This is a genomic window from Rhizobium sp. M1, assembly GCF_002531805.1.
Classification (GTDB): Bacteria; Pseudomonadota; Alphaproteobacteria; order Rhizobiales; family Rhizobiaceae; genus Rhizobium; species Rhizobium etli_C.
Genome location: NZ_NWSW01000009.1, coordinates 88,657 through 105,511 on the forward strand (window position 1 = coordinate 88,657; position 16,855 = coordinate 105,511).

General features: G+C 61.0%; 9 protein-coding genes. 6 read left to right on the forward strand and 3 right to left on the reverse strand.

Features of this window, described 5'->3' with window-relative positions; all coding sequences use genetic code 11:
- Positions 1 to 85 precede the first annotated feature (85 nt).
- Positions 86 to 2,107 carry a serine/threonine-protein kinase gene (locus tag CO655_RS10440; protein WP_245423775.1) on the reverse strand — a complete coding sequence of 674 codons (2,022 nt, stop codon included), beginning with the start codon at positions 2,105 to 2,107 and terminating at the stop codon, positions 86 to 88.
- A gap of 216 nt (positions 2,108 to 2,323) precedes the next feature.
- Between CO655_RS10440 and tssH the strand changes: the two genes are divergently transcribed.
- Positions 2,324 to 5,056 (forward strand): type VI secretion system ATPase TssH, encoded by a 2,733-nt coding sequence (gene tssH, locus CO655_RS10445; RefSeq protein WP_097664608.1) that lies wholly within the window; start codon positions 2,324 to 2,326, stop codon positions 5,054 to 5,056.
- Between the two features lie 33 nt (positions 5,057 to 5,089).
- Here tssH and CO655_RS10450 read toward each other — a convergent pair whose 3' ends face one another.
- Entirely contained in the window at positions 5,090 to 5,830 is a 741-nt protein-coding gene (locus CO655_RS10450; RefSeq protein WP_097664609.1) for an OmpA family protein, read from the reverse strand.
- Positions 5,831 to 5,950: 120 nt separating this feature from the next.
- On the opposite strand from CO655_RS10450, the gene CO655_RS10455 reads away from it, so the two are divergent.
- The 5 genes from CO655_RS10455 to CO655_RS10475 all read left to right on the forward strand — a co-directional run bounded on the left by CO655_RS10455 (position 5,951) and on the right by CO655_RS10475 (position 15,847).
- Positions 5,951 to 6,712 carry a SpoIIE family protein phosphatase gene (locus tag CO655_RS10455; protein ID WP_097664610.1) on the forward strand — a complete coding sequence of 254 codons (762 nt, stop codon included), beginning with the start codon at positions 5,951 to 5,953 and terminating at the stop codon, positions 6,710 to 6,712.
- A gap of 5 nt (positions 6,713 to 6,717) precedes the next feature.
- Complete coding sequence (locus tag CO655_RS10460) at positions 6,718 to 7,617, forward strand: M15 family metallopeptidase (RefSeq protein ID WP_097664611.1); 900 nt, start codon at positions 6,718 to 6,720, stop codon at positions 7,615 to 7,617.
- 32 nt (positions 7,618 to 7,649) lie between these two features.
- Complete coding sequence (locus CO655_RS10465) at positions 7,650 to 10,085, forward strand: ImcF-related family protein (protein ID WP_097664612.1); 2,436 nt, start codon at positions 7,650 to 7,652, stop codon at positions 10,083 to 10,085.
- 231 nt (positions 10,086 to 10,316) lie between these two features.
- A complete protein-coding gene (locus CO655_RS10470; protein WP_097664613.1) occupies positions 10,317 to 13,343 on the forward strand; it encodes a glycoside hydrolase family 38 C-terminal domain-containing protein in 3,027 nt (1,008 codons plus the stop codon).
- 464 nt (positions 13,344 to 13,807) lie between these two features.
- Complete coding sequence (locus tag CO655_RS10475; protein ID WP_097664614.1) at positions 13,808 to 15,847, forward strand: methyl-accepting chemotaxis protein; 2,040 nt, start codon at positions 13,808 to 13,810, stop codon at positions 15,845 to 15,847.
- 110 nt (positions 15,848 to 15,957) lie between these two features.
- Here CO655_RS10475 and CO655_RS10480 read toward each other — a convergent pair whose 3' ends face one another.
- A complete protein-coding gene (locus CO655_RS10480; protein ID WP_245423777.1) occupies positions 15,958 to 16,803 on the reverse strand; it encodes an alpha/beta hydrolase in 846 nt (281 codons plus the stop codon).
- Positions 16,804 to 16,855 lie beyond the last annotated feature (52 nt).

Here is a 16,855-nt window from a genome sequence, read left to right on the forward strand (position 1 = left end):
CCCCGCTTTACCGAATATTCTTCTCGCGATCCTGTTTTAGCATAAAATTTCGCTCTGTACTAATGCCACTTATCGACGAGCGGCATTAATTCCGAGTGTCGATCAATCGGGTCGTCGTCGATAGGATCGAAACCTTCCCGCTGGCAATAACCGCATGTAAATCCTCGGCAAAGGACTTTGTGGATTCAGTTGTGGGGCGAAGTTGCGAGAACAGAGGACGGTCGGTCTGCATCGCGATTATCAGGCTTCTACCGAACGTATTGTCGACCGCGAAGGAAAGCTTTGCGGGATCGGTCGCTCCATCTGCGGTGGAGTAGGCGACACGGATGGTACGCATGCCATCGGACACCGTCCCGAGACTGGCAAGCGCGTTGTCCGGGCGCTTGATGTTGGGAAGGACGTTGAACAGATTGCCGGTGACATCGGCAATCGCGACCCAGAGGTAGCCATCCGTGATCGCGGCCGGAGCCAGCACATCGATGACCGGATTGTCGCCAACCGAGTAGATGCCGGACATATTCGGTTCGGATTTGTCACCATAACCGAGCACGATCGTCATCGGCCCTTGTGGCACATCGGGCAACAATGACTGGACGACACACAACTGTTTGTTGAGCACTGTCGTATCAAATCGCAGATCGCGATCACCCAGACGCGGTGCGAGCCTTTGCCGGAGCGCTTCGATATCTCCGCTTGCCGCAACGTTTCCCCGAATGGCGACTGTCGAGCCAAGAGGAAAGTTTGCCCCTTCCGGTGTCTGGACGACAAGCGAACCGCAGGTCTCCAACGGTGTGATGGCAGATTTCAACTGGTCGGGCGTCAGGCTCCTCGGTCCTGCGGCAATCCGCACGACAGGTTGATAGCCGGCGGCCTTGCTCGCCTCGCTGAACCGGCTGACGACAGTGTCACGTGTTGTCTTGTCGGGAGCAAGGCCGGTCAGGCGGACGGTGCGGTCCGAGACATCGAGCCTCCACTCGTCGAGCCCGTCGGCGGCGGCGAAAAAGCTGTCGATGTCTTGTGCCCAGCGCTCGGAAGGTTCCCCTTTCGCAAGTGTAAGCGCACCCGTGGGTGCCGGCAGCCCGGCTGTGCGCGAAAAACCCGCCAATATCGCCTGTTGCTGGTCGGCATCGGGAGCAAAGCCGGACAAGGTCGGCTGGTGTTGCCCGTCGAGCCCGGCGCTGAGTTTATAGGGTGCCTGGACCGGAAGGCTTTTCACAAACAGGCTCTCGCCAAAGCCGGCAAACCAAAGTCCCGCGATCGCCGCTACGACAGCAGTGGCTAAGATTGCCGGCCAGTGCCACCAGCCCGGACGGGCGCCACTCCCACCTTCCTTCCGGCCGCTGCGATTGGTCCGCAACATCTCCCCCACCTGCTTGACGACGGCCGCAGCCGTTGGCGGGCGTCGCGATGGGTCGGGTTGGGTGAGATCGTCGATCAACGCCTTGAGCGGCTCCGGAACGCCCGCTGTATCCAGCCGGCGCTCCTTGTAGCGGACAACCTCGCCGGGACTCGTTCCGACGTTGGGAATTTTTCCGCGAAAGGTCGCAAGCAAGGATGCGCCGAGGGCATAAAGGTCTGATCGCGGCTCGGCCTGCCCGTGCAATTGTTCGGGCGCTGCATATTCATATTTTCCGGCAAACTCTTTGCCGACGATTGTGCGTGCGCCCGTCTTGCTGTCCTTGGCAATGCCGAAGTCGATGATGACGGCTTCCTCCGGCCGGCCGCTGCGCAAGATGATGTTGTCGGGCGACAGATCGCGATGGACGATCTTGCGTTCGTGTGTCGCAACCAGGCCCTCCGCCACTCTTTGGGCCACGACCAGCAGGTCTCTGGAAGAAATCCCGCCACGTTCGAGATAGTCGTTGAGTGGCGTACCTGCGACGTAATCCATGACCAGATAGACGTAACCCTCGGCTGTCTGGCTGCAGTCGGTATAACGCACGACCGCGTCATGCGAGATGCCGCGCATCTCCTCTTCCCGCTTCATCAATTCCAGATAGCCGGCATCGGCGGACAGCTCCCGCTTGAGTGCCTTGAGCGCCACGACACGGCCGGTGATCTTGTTGCTGGCGCGGTAGACTTCGCCCGTTCCGCCGCGGCCGAGCACACCCTCGATCTCGTAGGTATTGTTGAGGACCTGGTTCTTGCGAAAGATGTCACCGGGCAATGGGTCAATCATCTGCTAACTCCAAACCACGCGGTCACTATTCATCAAAGACATGCGGTTCGAATATTTGTCAAGAACACTATAATGTGGCAGTTTGCCATTGAGATTGAAGACTAGGCTCGTTCATTCGAGAGCACCTGGCAGGAGCCGACCGGCATGCAGCAGAACGTGTCTTCTCACAGCTTCAAACGTAAAGAACTCATCGGCAAGCTTGATCCGATATGTCTGCGCGCATTCAAGGCGGCAGCCGACGCCGCCAAGCTTCGGGGCAATCCCTATGTCGAACTCGTGCATTGGATCGAGCAGCTGGCGCTCGTCGACCGCGCGGATTTCCAGCTGATCCTTGCCGACGCTGGCGTGGACCTCGGGCGCCTTGCAGCCGACATGGCGCGGTCGATCGACAAGCTGCCCTATGGCGCGACGTCCATTGAAGAGTTCTCAGACCACATATTTCACGCTGTCCAGGAGGCCTGGAGTCTCGGCAGTCTTCAATTCGGCTCAGAAGAGGTGCGCGGCGCTTACGTCCTTCTGGCCTGTCGAAAGGTGCCGGTGCTTGATGGCTTGCTGTTGAAGATCAGCGGTGAGTTCGACCGGATCGAAACCGATTCCGTCCTTGCTCGCCTGGACGACGTACTGTCGCAATCGCTTGAAAATAAAGGCAGGCGCGAAGCTGGACAACCGGTGCGAAAGGAGCGACCCGCTGGCGGCGATTCCGCGTTGGCCAAATATGCGACTGATCTGACCAGGCGTGCTCGAGAAGGCAAGATCGATCCGGTTGTGGGTCGCGACCCGGAAATTCGCCAGATCGTCGATATCCTCATGCGCCGACGGCAGAACAACCCGATTCTGACGGGCGAGGCCGGGGTCGGCAAGACGGCGGTCGTTGAGGGCTTTGCGCTTCGCCTTGCGGCAGAGGACGTGCCGCCGCCCCTCAAAGGGGTCGCGCTCCACATGCTGGATGTGGGCTTGATGCAGGCCGGAGCGAGCGTCAAAGGCGAGTTTGAAAAACGCCTCAAGACGGTGATCGACGAGGTTCAGGCATCGGAAACGCCGATCATCCTCTTCATCGACGAAGCACATACGCTGATCGGAGCGGGCGGGGCTGCTGGAACGGGAGACGCCGCAAATCTTTTGAAGCCAGCATTGGCGCGCGGCGAACTTCGCACGATCGCCGCAACGACATGGGCGGAGTACAAACAGCACATCGAGAAAGACCCGGCGCTGACCCGGCGCTTCCAAGTGGTCAAGATTGAGGAACCCAGCGAAGAAAGCGCCGTTCTCATGCTGCGCGGCGTGGCGGGCATCCTCGAGAAACACCATCGGGTTCAGATCCTCGACGAGGCGATCGAAACGGCGGTCGGCCTTTCACATCGTTACATTCCGGCCCGTCAGTTGCCCGACAAGGCAGTCAGTTTGCTTGATACCGCTTGCGCGCGCGTGGCCGTATCACAGCACGCAACGCCGGCCGAGGTTGAAGATCTTCTGCGACGCAAACAGGCTCTCGAGATCGAGCAGGGGATCATCGGCCGCGAAAGGTCCATCGGCATTGAGGTTGCAGAGCGTCAAGCTAGAGTCGACAACGCCCTTGGCGCGGTGGAGACGGCCCTAGCCGAGGCGCAAGCCCGCTGGGAAAAGGAACGGTTGCTGGTGTCTGATGTTCTCGACCTGCGGGCCAGGCTGCGCAGCGAGGGAGTTCCCCTGGATGCGGCGTTGTCGCAACCGGGCGCTACCGCGCCCAATCCGACGGTCCCCGACGAAAATTCCTCAGCGACCCCGGAAGGCGAAAAGGAAGCCCCCGACGGAAATGCCGACCTTGTGCGCCTAAGGGCGATGACGCAGGAACTCGCCGAAATGCAGGGCGAAACGCCATTGATGCTGCTGTCGGTAGACCGCAACGCGGTCGCCTCGGTGGTTCAGGACTGGACAGGTATTCCCGTCGGGCGAATGCTCGCGGGCCAGACTGAAAGGGCGCTCAAGCTCGCCGGAATTCTGGGCGAACGTGTTGTCGGCCAGGACCTTGCCATGGAAGCGATCGCACGCCGCGTAAGGACCAGCCGCGCAGGACTAGGGTCGCCGGAAAAGCCGGTCGGCGTTTTCCTGCTTTGTGGACCGTCCGGTGTCGGCAAGACGGAAACGGCGCTTGCCCTTGCCGAGGCGTTGTACGGCGGCGAACAGAACCTGATCTCCATCAACATGTCGGAATTTCAGGAAGCCCATACGGTTTCGACCCTGAAGGGAGCACCCCCAGGCTATGTCGGCTATGGCAAGGGAGGTATTCTGACCGAGGCCGTTCGCCGCAGGCCCTATTCCGTCATTCTGCTCGATGAGGTCGAAAAAGCGCATCCCGATGTCCACGAGATTTTCTTTCAGGTCTTCGACAAGGGAATGATGGACGACAGCGAGGGCCGACGGATTGATTTTAGAAATACACTCATATTGCTGACCTCCAATGTCGGTTCGGATGTCATCATGAAGCTGACCGGCAACGGGCTCTCCCGAACGCCAGCCGAAGAACTCGAAGCTGCGTTGCGGACACCGTTGCTGCAGGTGTTCCCGGCCGCCTTCCTCGGGCGCGTCATCGTCGTGCCCTATTATCCCCTCTCGGATTCGATGATCGAAGCAATCACTCAGGCAAATTTTGCGAAGATCGCAGAGCGACTGCGGAAGAGCCATAACGCCGAACTGGTCATAGATGAGGGCGTTATCGACTTGATCAAGGCGCGCTGCACCGAAGTGGAGTCGGGTGGTCGCATGATCGATGCGATCTTGACCAACACGCTTCTGCCGGCCCTCAGCACCGGCATATTGAACTGGGCGCTGGATGGTAAGCGCTTGACGAAGGCGACGGTCGGGGCATCTGCGGAAGGCTTCAACTACGCCTTTGAATAGCGCTCAGATGGCATTTGCGGCAGCTGTGCGTCTTTAGCTGACTGCCTGGAATTCGACACGTCGGTTCTCGTCAGCTTTCGGCGTTTGTGGATCGAGCGGAAACTGCTCGCCAACGCCAACAGCCTCGAGCCGTTCACGAGGAATATGACAATCCTCTGTGAAGAAGCGCGCCACTTCCCTTGCACGCAGCATCGAGAGATTCTGATTGTACCTCGCTCCGCCGGAGGCATCGGTGTGACCGACAATGCGAATGAGCTTGATATCCATTTCTTTCACCACACTGCAGAGCTTCTGCAGCATCGGCTTTTGCTCGGGTGCGATGGCAGAGGAATCGAAAGCAAACTGCACGCGGTAGTTAACCTGATCATCGTCAGGTAGCTTCCAGTATGTCTGCGGTGTTGTTATCGTCGCTGCTGCAGTTGTTGGTGAAGTCGCCGCCGGCCCCTGTCCGGAAGTCGGACTGGCCTCGACAGTCTCCTCTTTAGCCGGATTTGCCGAAGCGTCCGGATTGCTGCTCGCTTGAGTGGAGCCGATCTTGGCCGGCGTGGTCTCGGGCGTGGCGATCGGCACTGGCGTTGCCTCCGGCGCAGGCCCGGAATTGGTCAGCACGAGGCCGCGGGACGGCCCCAGCTTGGCGGCTTTGAACAATTCCATTTGCCTCTGGAAACGTTCCTTGAGCGCCGTCTCGTTCAGTTCCTGTGCACGCAATTCACTTTGTAACGTGAAGAATAAAGCGAGAGACACCAGCAGCTTCAAAGTCAGCAGGCGCTTCATTTTAGGTTCCTCTCGGCAAAAATGTTTCGCCTGGCCAAAAAATTACTATAGGATGATCGTGGGTGCAACCGCTTCCGTGGCGGTCCTCACGGCGGAGCGAATGATGAGGTTCTTCCGGTCATGACCCCGGAGTATCCCGATAGCCCATCGACGCGGGTCCCGGGCAGGCCGAAAGGGGCCGGGCTGAGCCACACCGGTCATGTTCGCAACCGCAACGAGGACGCGATACTCATAGATCCCACAGGCGTGCTTTGGGCCGTTGCCGACGGAATGGGCGGTTATGGCCACGGCGACGTCGCGGCAGGCCTGGTGATCGAGCATCTAGCCCTGCTTCCCCATGCGCCAATTTCGAGCGCCGATCTGGTGGGCGCGCTCGAGGCCGCCAATTCCGCCATTCGGCGATGGGCAACCTCGGCCGACGTGGCACAGATGGGTGCAACCGTGGTGGCTGCGCTTCTGCACGGCGGCACTATTTCGCTTGCATGGGCGGGCGATAGCCGGGCCTACCGCTGGCGGGATCGAGAATTACAACAGCTGACGCGTGATCATTCGGTCGTGCAGGAGCTTCTCGACGATGGGCGCCTTTCTCCCGCTGCGGCCTGGCAGCACCCGCAAGCGCATGTTGTAACACGCGCTATTGGAGCGTCCGATCATCTTGTCGTCGAAACCACCGAAGTTTCGTTTTGCCCGGGTGATGTCCTCATTCTTTGCTCTGACGGGCTAACCGACTGTGTGGCGGACGCCGAGATCGCTGCCCTTACGAATGCCGGTTCAACCCCGGCGGCGACCTGTCAGCGATTGATCGATGCTGCTCTCGGTAACGGTGCCCCGGACAACGTCTCAGTGATTGTCGTCCAGATTGATGGAGCTGCGATATCTTGAGGCCAATGAATGCCATCGCGGCCATCGTCATCGGCATGAGCATCATTCTCGCAGCCGTCATCTTTGCGTTTGTCGGAAACCTCTTGCAAGATACGGAGCGTGATCCGAATGCGGGCAAGATAGATCGGCTTACACAGCAACTTGCCCAGCAGGACGGTGAAATTCGGGGGCTGCGCTCTGAATTGAACACCCTCAAAGGACAGATGGCGGATGTCGGCGGCAGGGTGACGGAGTTGGAAAAAGCTCCACCTCCCGAGCCTGCTCAGACAGCCCCTGTCATCAATCCGCAAGCCATCCAACAGACAGAACCTTCCCCCCTCTTCACGGACCAGTTCGGCGGTATGGCACCGCGTGAGGAAGAAGGAAATCTGACTGAACCGATGCAACTGGCCAAGAAGCGTTTCAATGAGAATGTCATACGCCCGACCCCGGCCGTGTTGCGACAGATATTGGGCGAACCGAGAAGCACCTATTCAACCACCTGTGCACCGGTCACCAATCCCAAATTGCTGCATGCACTCGAAACCCGCGACGTCGGCGGTATTCGTCTGACCATGATCAGGCCAGCGCTCGATTCGCTTCAGCAGATCATGGCGCGCCTAAAAAAAGAAGAGCCCGACATCTATGCCGCAATCGGAACCGCGGGCGCGCTCTGTGCAAGGTATGTACGTGGGTCGGCGAAGTCGGTGTCCTCACATGCGTGGGGGGCGGCCGTCGACCTGACGCTCAAGAAGAACCTCGACAACATGGGCGATAACAGCACGCAATTCGGGCTTGTGGTGCTCGCGGAGTTCTTCAACGAGGCTGGCTGGTATTGGGGTGCGGGCTATAGCCGCGAAGATTCTATGCATTTCGAGGTAGGCGAGGCGCTGCTGCGAAAATGGGCGGCCGAGGGCAAGCTGTGAAGAGCGTTTTCGAACCGCCGGGTCCAGCCGCTATGCAGGGAGATGTGCTCGCCGCCCTGGCGCAGCCGCTGCTGGATCTTGCAAAACGGGCCGAAAGCGAAAAGAACCCGGATCCACGCGAGCTTGCGGCAATGGCACGGACCCTCGTCGCCGCGTTCGAAACGGAAGCACGGCGCAGGAAGGTCCCCCAGGACTGGCTCCTGGATGCGCGCGATGCCCTTGTTGCTTTGGTTGATGCGCGAGCGCGCAACAATCCGGCATTGTCAATCCGAAAGTGGGAGCGCGCGCTGGCCGCTGCTCTTCCAATTGGGGGCGTTATGGCGGCCAGCAGCCTCGCCGAACGCGCGAGCGCGGCAGCGAAGGCAGGGCCGGCGAGCCGGGATCTCGCCCGCTTCCTCGGTCACTGTAACGACGCTGTCCAGGCGGCCCTTCTATCGGGCACACGGCATAAAACCCTCGCGGATCGCGGTCTTGCTGCTCTTGTGATCGGACTTTTCCTGGCAATTCTGGCGGTTTGGGCAGGATGGGCGGAATGGCGGTTTGGTGAGCGGCTTTTGTCGCAACTGCCCGATGTCGCACGTGTCGTAGAAGCCGGACGCATGGCAACACCGGCGGCGCGCGCAGCCCAACTCGATGCATTCCTTGCAGGAGTTCGACTTGTTGAGCAGGATGCGCAGCGTTCACCCCTTGGTCTCATTCATCGTTTAGGGATTTTCGATCCAGCAGAGGCCGCACGCCGGCGCTATGGCCAAGCCGTCGACGCCCTGGCCAGCGGCCCGCTTGCTGAAGCCCTTGGTGTTGCTCTCGCCACGGAAGGGGAGGCGACCGCACTTTACGATTCCTTACGCGCCTGGTCTATCTTGAAGGGCACATCGGACTGGCAGCCGCGGTTCCTGGCGGGCTGGATCGAAGATCGAGCCCAGACATTTCCCGGACTTGCCGGCATGGCAATGCATGTCGCTGCCATGTCCAGACCTCCAACAGATCTTGAAGAGCCGGATCCCGAGGCAATTGCTCAAGCAAGACAGTTTGCTTCAGAGGGTTTTGCAAACGAGCGCGCCATGCTGGAACTCGCCCGGGCCGAGAAAACTGCGGGCCTGCCTGCCTGGTCTCTCGGGCAGGCAGCACCTGGTCTCGACAGGATATTGATCCGCAGGTCCGGACTGCCCATCGAGCAGGCCGTGCCCGGTCTTTACACTGAGGCAGGATGGGCCCACGCGCGCTCTGGCGCTGCAGAAGAGGCGATCGGGAAGGCGAAAGCCGAAACTGCCATCCTCTTACACGCCGGAGCCGAGACAAGCGCTGATGCAGTCATGGACCTCCTTCAGAAGCGCACGCTGGAGACGTGGTCTCAATACCTCGGCGATCTTCGTGTTCGGCCATTCACCGACCAACCGAGCGCGGTTATTGTCAGCGGTGTGCTAAGCGCCACCAACTCACCGCTCTCGGCCCTGATCCGTGAGGCATGGCGTCAGGCGGGGGGCACCGACCGCAGCCGCAGCCATGCGAACCAGCTTCGAATTGCCGCGACACTCGGACCTGCCATCCAATTCGTGGAGCAGGGTCGCATGTCGGAAATCTCGCGCCTCTTTGTGTCGCTGAATGTCGCGCTTGCTCTTCTCGACGGAAATTCCGAAATCGGTAAAAAGTCGCTGATGGATGCGCAGGAGCGTGCCAATTCTGTTGTCGCCCTGCAGCAAGCGCCGCTCCTCGTCGTACAAATGGTCGAAGACGTGATCTCGCAGACGGCATCTCCAAAGGCGGTAGAAAAGGCCGAAGATCCTGTCCCGACAGCAAAGCCGCTAGGGGCTTGGGGCGAGATCGCTATGGCTTGCCAGGCTGCTGTCGCGGGCCGTTATCCGTTCTTTGACGGGTCGGACGCGGATATGGCTGAAGTCGCGCGCATTTTCGCGCCCAAGGGGCTCGTGGAGACCTATTTCCGGACGCAACTGGCGCCTTTGATGGATATATCAACGACGCCGTGGCGCTGGAAACCGGGAGCACGGCTTTCTGGTTATGCGCCCGAGAGTGCAACGTTCTTTCAGAAAGCTTCCGCGATCGGCGACGCGCTCTTTCGTCAGGGAACCTCGCCGCATCTCCCTGTATCGCTGGAGGCACTTGCACAACGCGGTGCGGCTACCATCTCGATCGGCGGCGCACACGCGCCGGTTACCACATCAGGCGGGGCAGTGACATTTAGCTGGCCGGGCGATCTGCCATCACGCGGCTTCGAAATCTCCTTCGATAGCGGTAGCGCGGTTGAGAAAAAAAGCACGCCCGGGCCGTGGGGTCTGCTGCGCTTTCTGGACGGGTCCCGCTTGCGGCCACGCGACGGCGGCCGGCGGTTTCTCATAGACGTGCGGGCAACCGGCGCACGCGCCTACCTGCAGATGTCGTTCGCCGAGCCTGCCAACCCCGTCTCCGTGCGCATTCTAATGCGGGAACTGACATGTCCATCGAGCCTCTGACGTCACCACGGATTTAGAGACGGAGGCACTTGTCTGACAAAGTCACATATGCCTCTCCGGCGGGCGACATCCCTTTCGCACTTGACGGCAAATCAAAGTTACTTAATCTAAGCTTCGGCAGGACCCGCTGGGAGGAGGGGCCGGCATATCGCGATCTCTGTCGCGCCATCTTCATCTCCCAAAGCCATGACTCCGGATCGTTCGCCGCCGATTTTTCAACAGGGATAGACCATGCCTCTGACCATTGCCCAACGCCTCGATCGCCTCAAAGTCCGCATCGCCGAGCTGGCGCATTGGCGGGATAGGCAGAGTAGCCCGATCGACGGCTGGACCTTCGAGGGCGAGCCGATCGGCCACCAGCAGGATTGGCCGCATCGCCAGGGCGTCGTGCATTTCGCTGCAAGCGCCGAGGTGCCGGCGGGCTGGCCGCTCGAGGATATCCGCCTGCAGCTCGATCTCGGCGGCGAGAGCCTGATCACGCTGAGCTATCCGGATGGCCAGAGCGAGACATTCGGGCTCGATCCCTATCATCAGGAATTTCCGGTCAAGGGCCGCCGCTTTTCGATCACGACGGAAAGCGTCGCGCGTTTTCCCTTCGGCGAACCGAACCGGGCGCCGAGACTGAACAGGGCCCGCTTCATCTGGCTCGACGGTCCGGCCCATCGCCTGCATCTTCTGTTGAAGCAGGTTTCCGAGGCAATCGAGGTGCTTGGCGATCATGAAGTCGTGCCGCATCTGGTCGATGCCGCCGAGCAAGCCTTGCGCAGCCTCGACTGGCCGTCGGATACGGCGGCCTACGTCTCCCGCACCGCCGATGCCGTGATGCAGCAGAAGATCTGGGAATTGCCGGAGCTTGAGGCGAACCCGGCGGGTCTCACCGACGAACAGAGTGTTTCGGCGGCGTCCGCCTTCGAGGCCCTGACGGCGCGGCTGAAGGAATTGCAGAAGCGCTATCCGCCGAATGGCGAATTGCTGCTGACCGGCCATGCGCATATCGACCTCGCCTGGCTCTGGCCCTATCGCGAGACGCGGCGGAAGATGCGGCGCACGTTCAACACGGCGCTGTCGCTGATGGAGCGCTCCGACGATTTCCGCTTCAACCAGTCGACCGCCCATTATTACGCGCAGATGGAAGAGGAGGATCCGGAACTTCTCGAGCGCATCAAGCAGAAGGTCGCGGAAGGAAAGTGGGAAACCGTCGGCGGCATGTGGGTGGAGCCCGACACCAACATGCCGACCGGCGAAAGCCTCGTCCGCCAGGTTCTTTACGGCCAGCGCTATTTCGAAAAGACTTTCGGCTTCCGTCATACGGTGTGCTGGCTGCCGGATTGCTTCGGTTTCTCAGGCGCGCTGCCGCAGATCCTGAGGCAGGGCGGCATGGACAGCTTCTTCACCATCAAGGTCAATTGGAGCGAGACCAACCATATTCCCTCCGATCTTTTCTGGTGGAAGGGCCTCGACGGCAGCCAGGTGCTGACCCATACCTTCGACAATCCGATGCAGGGCTATAACGGCTTCGTGCAGGCCGATTGCTACGTGCCGACCTGGAAGAATTTCCGCGGCAAGGTGCAGCATCACGCCTCGCTTCTCGCCGTCGGCTATGGCGACGGCGGCGGCGGCGTCACGCCCGAAATGGTGGAGCGCGAAGTGCAGCTGCGCGATTTCCCCGCCATCCCGCAGGCGCGCTGGGGCACGGTCAAGGGCTTCTACGAGCAGGCGCACGGCACGGCACGGGAAAAGAATCTTCCCGTCTGGGACGGCGAAATCTATCTCGAATTGCACCGCGCCACGCTGACGTCGCAAAGCGGCGTCAAGCGCATGCACCGCCACGCCGAACGCGCGCTGATCACCGCCGAGACCCTGGCTTCGCTCGCGCATTTGCTGGGCGCCGACAGGCCCAAAAGCCTCGAAGCGGATTGGCGGGTGGTGCTGAAGAACGAGTTCCACGACATTCTGCCGGGCTCGAGCATCCGTGAGGTCTATCAGGATGCCGAGCAGGAGCTCGGCGGTGTCATCGACCATGCCAAGGCCGAACAGGCCAAGGCCTTGCAGGCACTGTCGGCCCATCTGCCGAAAGGTAGCGTCGGCGATGCGCTTGTCGTCGTCAATTCGTCGCTTGCGCCGCGGCCGCTGAGCGCCACGCTTGCCGACGGCACTGTCGTCTCGGCCGCCGATATCGTCGCCCCTCTGTCCGTTGCGGTCTTCGACCGGCAGGTGCTGAAGCCGGCGGGCGGGCTGAAGGCAGGTTCCGATCGCCTCGAAAACGATCATCTCGCGGTCGTCATCGGCAGGGACGGTGCGGTTGCGAGCCTCGTTCATAAGGCGAGCGGCCGCGAAGCGGTCGACGGCTCGGCAAACCAGCTCTGGGTCTATCCGGCCGACAAGCCGCGCAATTGGGACGCCTGGGATATCGATGCCGATTATGCCGAAAAGGCCGTCCGTCTCGAAGCGCCCGAAAGCATCTCGCTCGTCGAAAGCGGCCCGCACCGCGCGGCGATCCGTGTCGTTCACCGCTACCGCAATTCGAGCGTCACCCAGACCTATGTGCTCAGCGCCAATGCCAAGCGGCTCGACATTGAAACGACGATCGACTGGCATGACCGCCGCACCCTGCTGCGCACCCTCAACCCGGTCGATGTAAAGGCCCGCAAAGCAACATTCGAATGCGCCTTCGGCATCGTCGAGCGGGCGACACACACCAACACCTCCTGGGAACAGGCAATGTTCGAGGCCGTTGCCCATCGTTTCGTCGATATCAGCGAGCCGGGCTTCGGTGTGGCGCTGCTCAACAATGCCAAATACGGTCATAGCGCCCGCGGCAATGTGATCGGCATGAGCCTGGTGCGCGGACCGATCTATCCGGATCCGCTGGCCGACGAAGGCGAGCAGAGCTTCACCTATGCGCTGATGCCGCATGACGGCGCATGGCATGAGGGCGGCGTTCTCGACGAGGCAATCGATCTCAACCAGCCGCTCGTCACAGCGGAAGCTCAAGACCTGTCAGCCGGCACTTTCGCGCCGCTCGCTGTCGACGGCACTCCCGTTGCCTTCTCTGGCCTGAAGCCGGCGGAAGAGGGGGATGGCCTGATCCTGCGCCTCTATGAACCTGCCGGCCGGCGCGGCCGCCTCTCCCTTGCGCTGCCGTCCGGATGGTCGGCCTCGCAGCCGCTCAACATTCTCGAAGAGCCGATGGAGCGGAAAGGACCTGCCGAGATCATGCCGTTTGAGATCAGGACCTGGAAGCTGCAAAGGGCCTGAGACTGCTGTTGAAAGATGACGCCTGGAACAGGATGATTTTAGGCCCGGCCGGCCTAAAAGCCGAATCCTGTTCTAAATTAAAGAGTTAGAGCATGATGTCGTCCGAAAACCGCTCACAGTTTTCGGCATCATGCTCTAGCCGCCTGGATGCTGGCGTTCACCGCTCCCGATCCGCGCCGTCACGCGAACCAGCCCGTTCCATCGGGCTGGTTCTCAGGCCTATCCGTTTTCGGCGCTTGATATCCCGATCGCGCATCCATGTTCCCGGCGCGGCGAAGGTGGAACTTTTTATTATATGTTTATCGCCTGTTAGTGGACCCAGGCCACGGCAAAAGGGCTGCCTTCGAAAGCGAAGGTGCTCTCAAAAGCCGGGCGCACAAACGGCGGTCGAATGAAGTCGATCACCCATTCCGTGGCGGGCAGGGGATATGAGGACTCCTGCTGCGCTCAGCAGGAACCGACACATGCCCGCAAGCATCTTTTCGCGCATCAGCACCAAACTGGCCACGCTTTCCGCCATCGGCATTTTCCTGGTGGCTGTCATGCTTCTTACCGTCTGGCAGGGCGGCCAGCATGTATACGAAAGCGCGAAATATCAGGAGGGCCAGCTGGTCGTTTCCCGTGATCTGGTCGATGCCAAGGCGTCATGGCGCGGCATGCAGATCGGGGTGCGCGATCTGCGTCTCGCCGCCTCCGCCGACGAGATTGCCAAGGCCGCCGATTATCTTGCGGCCCGCCACCACTCGGTGGTCAAATACCTCGACGATGCCATGGGCGGGCTGCGACTGCAGGTCAACAGGGACCGGATCGTGAAGCTCAAAACGCTGGCCGAGAGCCTTTTCAACGCCACCGGCGACATGGTCGACATCGCCAAGGCGAAGCTCGCCCTCAAAGCTGGTGACACGTCCCTCGACGCAAAGGAGAGGGACGCTCAGGCAAGGCTGACGGCGCTTTCGGATGAGGCGGCCAAGCTGATCGACGAAGGAGTGGATTCGGCAAAGGCGATGGCAACAAAGTCTGGCGAGGAGGCGGATACCGCCGCCGTTCTGGTTCTCTTTCTCAATCTCGGCATCGGCCTTTTGACCATCGCCACGCTGATCGGTGCTGCCGTCTTCGGCGCCCGGGTGATCGCAAGGCCGATCGGCCGGATCACCGCGAGCATGAACGATCTCGCCGGCGGCAATCTCGACGCCGACATTCCCTTCGCCGACCGAGGCGATGAAATCGGCCAAATGGCCCGTGCCGTCGAAGTCTTCAAACAGAACGGCGCCAAGGTGCGCGAACTCGATGCCGCCGGCGCGAACAAGCGGGCCAAGGTCATCGAAATGCAGAAGAGCGTCGACGCGGTCATCACGGCGGCGGCAGCAGGCGACTTCACCCAGCGCGCGCCTGAAGAGTTCGGCTATCCCGATCTCAATCGCATCGTCATCGGCCTCAATCAACTCGTCGCCTCGGTCGACCGCGGCGTTGCGGAAACCGGCCGGGTCGTTTCGGCGCTCGCAAATGGCGACCTGACCGAGAATATGCGCGGCGAGCTCCAGGGTTCTTTTGCGGGGCTGCAGAACAACGTCAACACAACGATGAGCAACCTGCGCTCCGTTCTTGGCGAAGTGCGGGCGGCCGTCAACATCATCAACGGCGGCGCCGGCGAGATGCGGACCGCTTCCGGAGACTTGTCGCAGCGCACCGAGCAGCAGGCGGCGTCGCTGGAGGAAACCTCGTCCGCTTTGGAGGAGATCACCGTCGCCGTGAAGCATTCGACCGCGCGGGCATTGGAAGCCAGCCACATGGTCGATGAAGCGAAGAAAGGCACCGGCCAGTCGAGCGACGTCGTCAGCCAGGCGGTTTCGGCGATGGGCCGGATCGAGCAGGCCTCGGGTGAAATCAGCAAGATCATCAGCGTTATCGACGAGATCGCCTTCCAGACCAATCTTCTGGCGCTGAATGCCGGTGTCGAGGCGGCGCGTGCCGGTGAAGCCGGCAAGGGCTTTGCCGTCGTGGCGCAGGAGGTGCGTGAACTGGCGCAGCGCTCGGCCAACGCCGCCAAGGACATCAAAGTGCTGATCAACCGTTCCAGCGACGAAGTCCATTCCGGCGTGAAGCTGGTGACGGCGACGGGCGAGGCGCTTGGCCACATCCAGGATCATGTGGTGAAGATCGACGAGCATGTCCGCTCCATCGCAACGGCCGCCAGAGAGCAATCGACCGGTCTTTCCGAGGTCTCGACCGCCGTCAATCAGATGGATCAGGTGACGCAGCAGAACGCGGCGATGGTCGAGGAATCGACTGCCGCGGCCAACCGGCTGGCGGAAGAGGCGGCCAAGCTCGCCCGACTGATCGCCCGTTTCAAGCTGGATGCCGCGCAGATGGCGCCACGCGCCGCCACCCCGCAAAGCAGACCCGTCGTCTCGCCGGCGCGCGCGCTCGGCCAGAAGCTCGCCGGCGCCTTTGGCGGCCGCGCCGCGACGGCGACGGCCGCGGCTGCTTCATGGGAGGAGTTTTGATAGCGGGATCCTGCTCCAGCCGACGAGCGCAGGCAGCCTTTTGTGCCTGCGCTCGTTCCGGTAATATGATTGGAAAGCGGCGCGCCCAGTGCTGAGCGCAGCAGGTGCTGCTACTTCGACAGGTCTGCCGTTGCCGCGAGAATAACTTTCGCAACGTCGGCCGGCTGCGACAGTTGCGGCGTGTGTCCTGCCGGCAAGCTCACGACGTGAGCCGAGATTTTCTTTGCCATCGCCTTCTGCAGGTCGGGCTGAATCATGTGGTCCTGCTCGCTGACGATGTACCATGAAGGCTTCGTCTTCCAGGCGGCATCGCTGACGTTCTCCTCGAAGTTCCTGCCGCGCACGGGACCTTGCGTCGCCGCCATCAGCCTCGTCTCATCGGCCGGAAGATCCTGGGCGAGGTGCTTTGCGACCCCTTCGAGACTGAGCGTCAGGAAACCCTCCTTGTCCGCGATGATGTGGGCGAAGCCCGAGGGAGCCGGATAATCCTTCGTCAGATCCGCAACCGATTGCCCTTCGGACGGAGCGAACGCGGCAACATAAACCAACGATTTGACATGCTCGTGCCGGCCGGCTTCCGAAATCACGACGCCGCCCCAGGAATGGCCGACCAGAACGACGGGGCCGGTTTGCGTGTCGAGTGCGCGCCGCGTCGCGGCGACGTCATCGGCCAGCGAAGTCAGTGGATTCTGCACGGAAACGACCGTCAGCCCTTCCGCTTGAAGAAGTGGAATAACCTTGTTCCAAGCCGAACCATCGGCAAACGCGCCATGCACAAGCACGACGGTTGGCCTTTGACTCTCCGACGTACCGACGGGTGCGGCGTTTGAGGCTAAAGCGGTGCTGCCCAAAGCAGCGGCCAGAACTGCTTTTTTCGCTAGAGATGACATCAAATACTCCTGTGACGGTTGAGCCAACCGCAGGTTCTGCGGAGGATGGCGGTGAGATGGGAGCATCTGTACGTATGAAATAAATCGGGATAAATGGTCATATCAGATCCGCATTCCA

Bases quoted from the DNA above. Each gene is read 5' to 3' on its own strand.
- tssH (WP_097664608.1), top strand. From the start codon at position 2,324: ATGCAGCAGAACGTGTCTTCTCACAGCTTCAAACGTAAAGAACTCATC.
- CO655_RS10450 (WP_097664609.1), bottom strand. From the start codon at position 5,830: ATGAAGCGCCTGCTGACTTTGAAGCTGCTGGTGTCTCTCGCTTTATTC.
- CO655_RS10455 (WP_097664610.1), top strand. From the start codon at position 5,951: ATGACCCCGGAGTATCCCGATAGCCCATCGACGCGGGTCCCGGGCAGG.
- CO655_RS10460 (WP_097664611.1), top strand. From the start codon at position 6,718: ATGAATGCCATCGCGGCCATCGTCATCGGCATGAGCATCATTCTCGCA.
- CO655_RS10465 (WP_097664612.1), top strand. From the start codon at position 7,650: ATGCAGGGAGATGTGCTCGCCGCCCTGGCGCAGCCGCTGCTGGATCTT.
- CO655_RS10470 (WP_097664613.1), top strand. From the start codon at position 10,317: ATGCCTCTGACCATTGCCCAACGCCTCGATCGCCTCAAAGTCCGCATC.
- CO655_RS10475 (WP_097664614.1), top strand. From the start codon at position 13,808: ATGCCCGCAAGCATCTTTTCGCGCATCAGCACCAAACTGGCCACGCTT.
- CO655_RS10480 (WP_245423777.1), bottom strand. From the start codon at position 16,803: ATGCTCCCATCTCACCGCCATCCTCCGCAGAACCTGCGGTTGGCTCAA.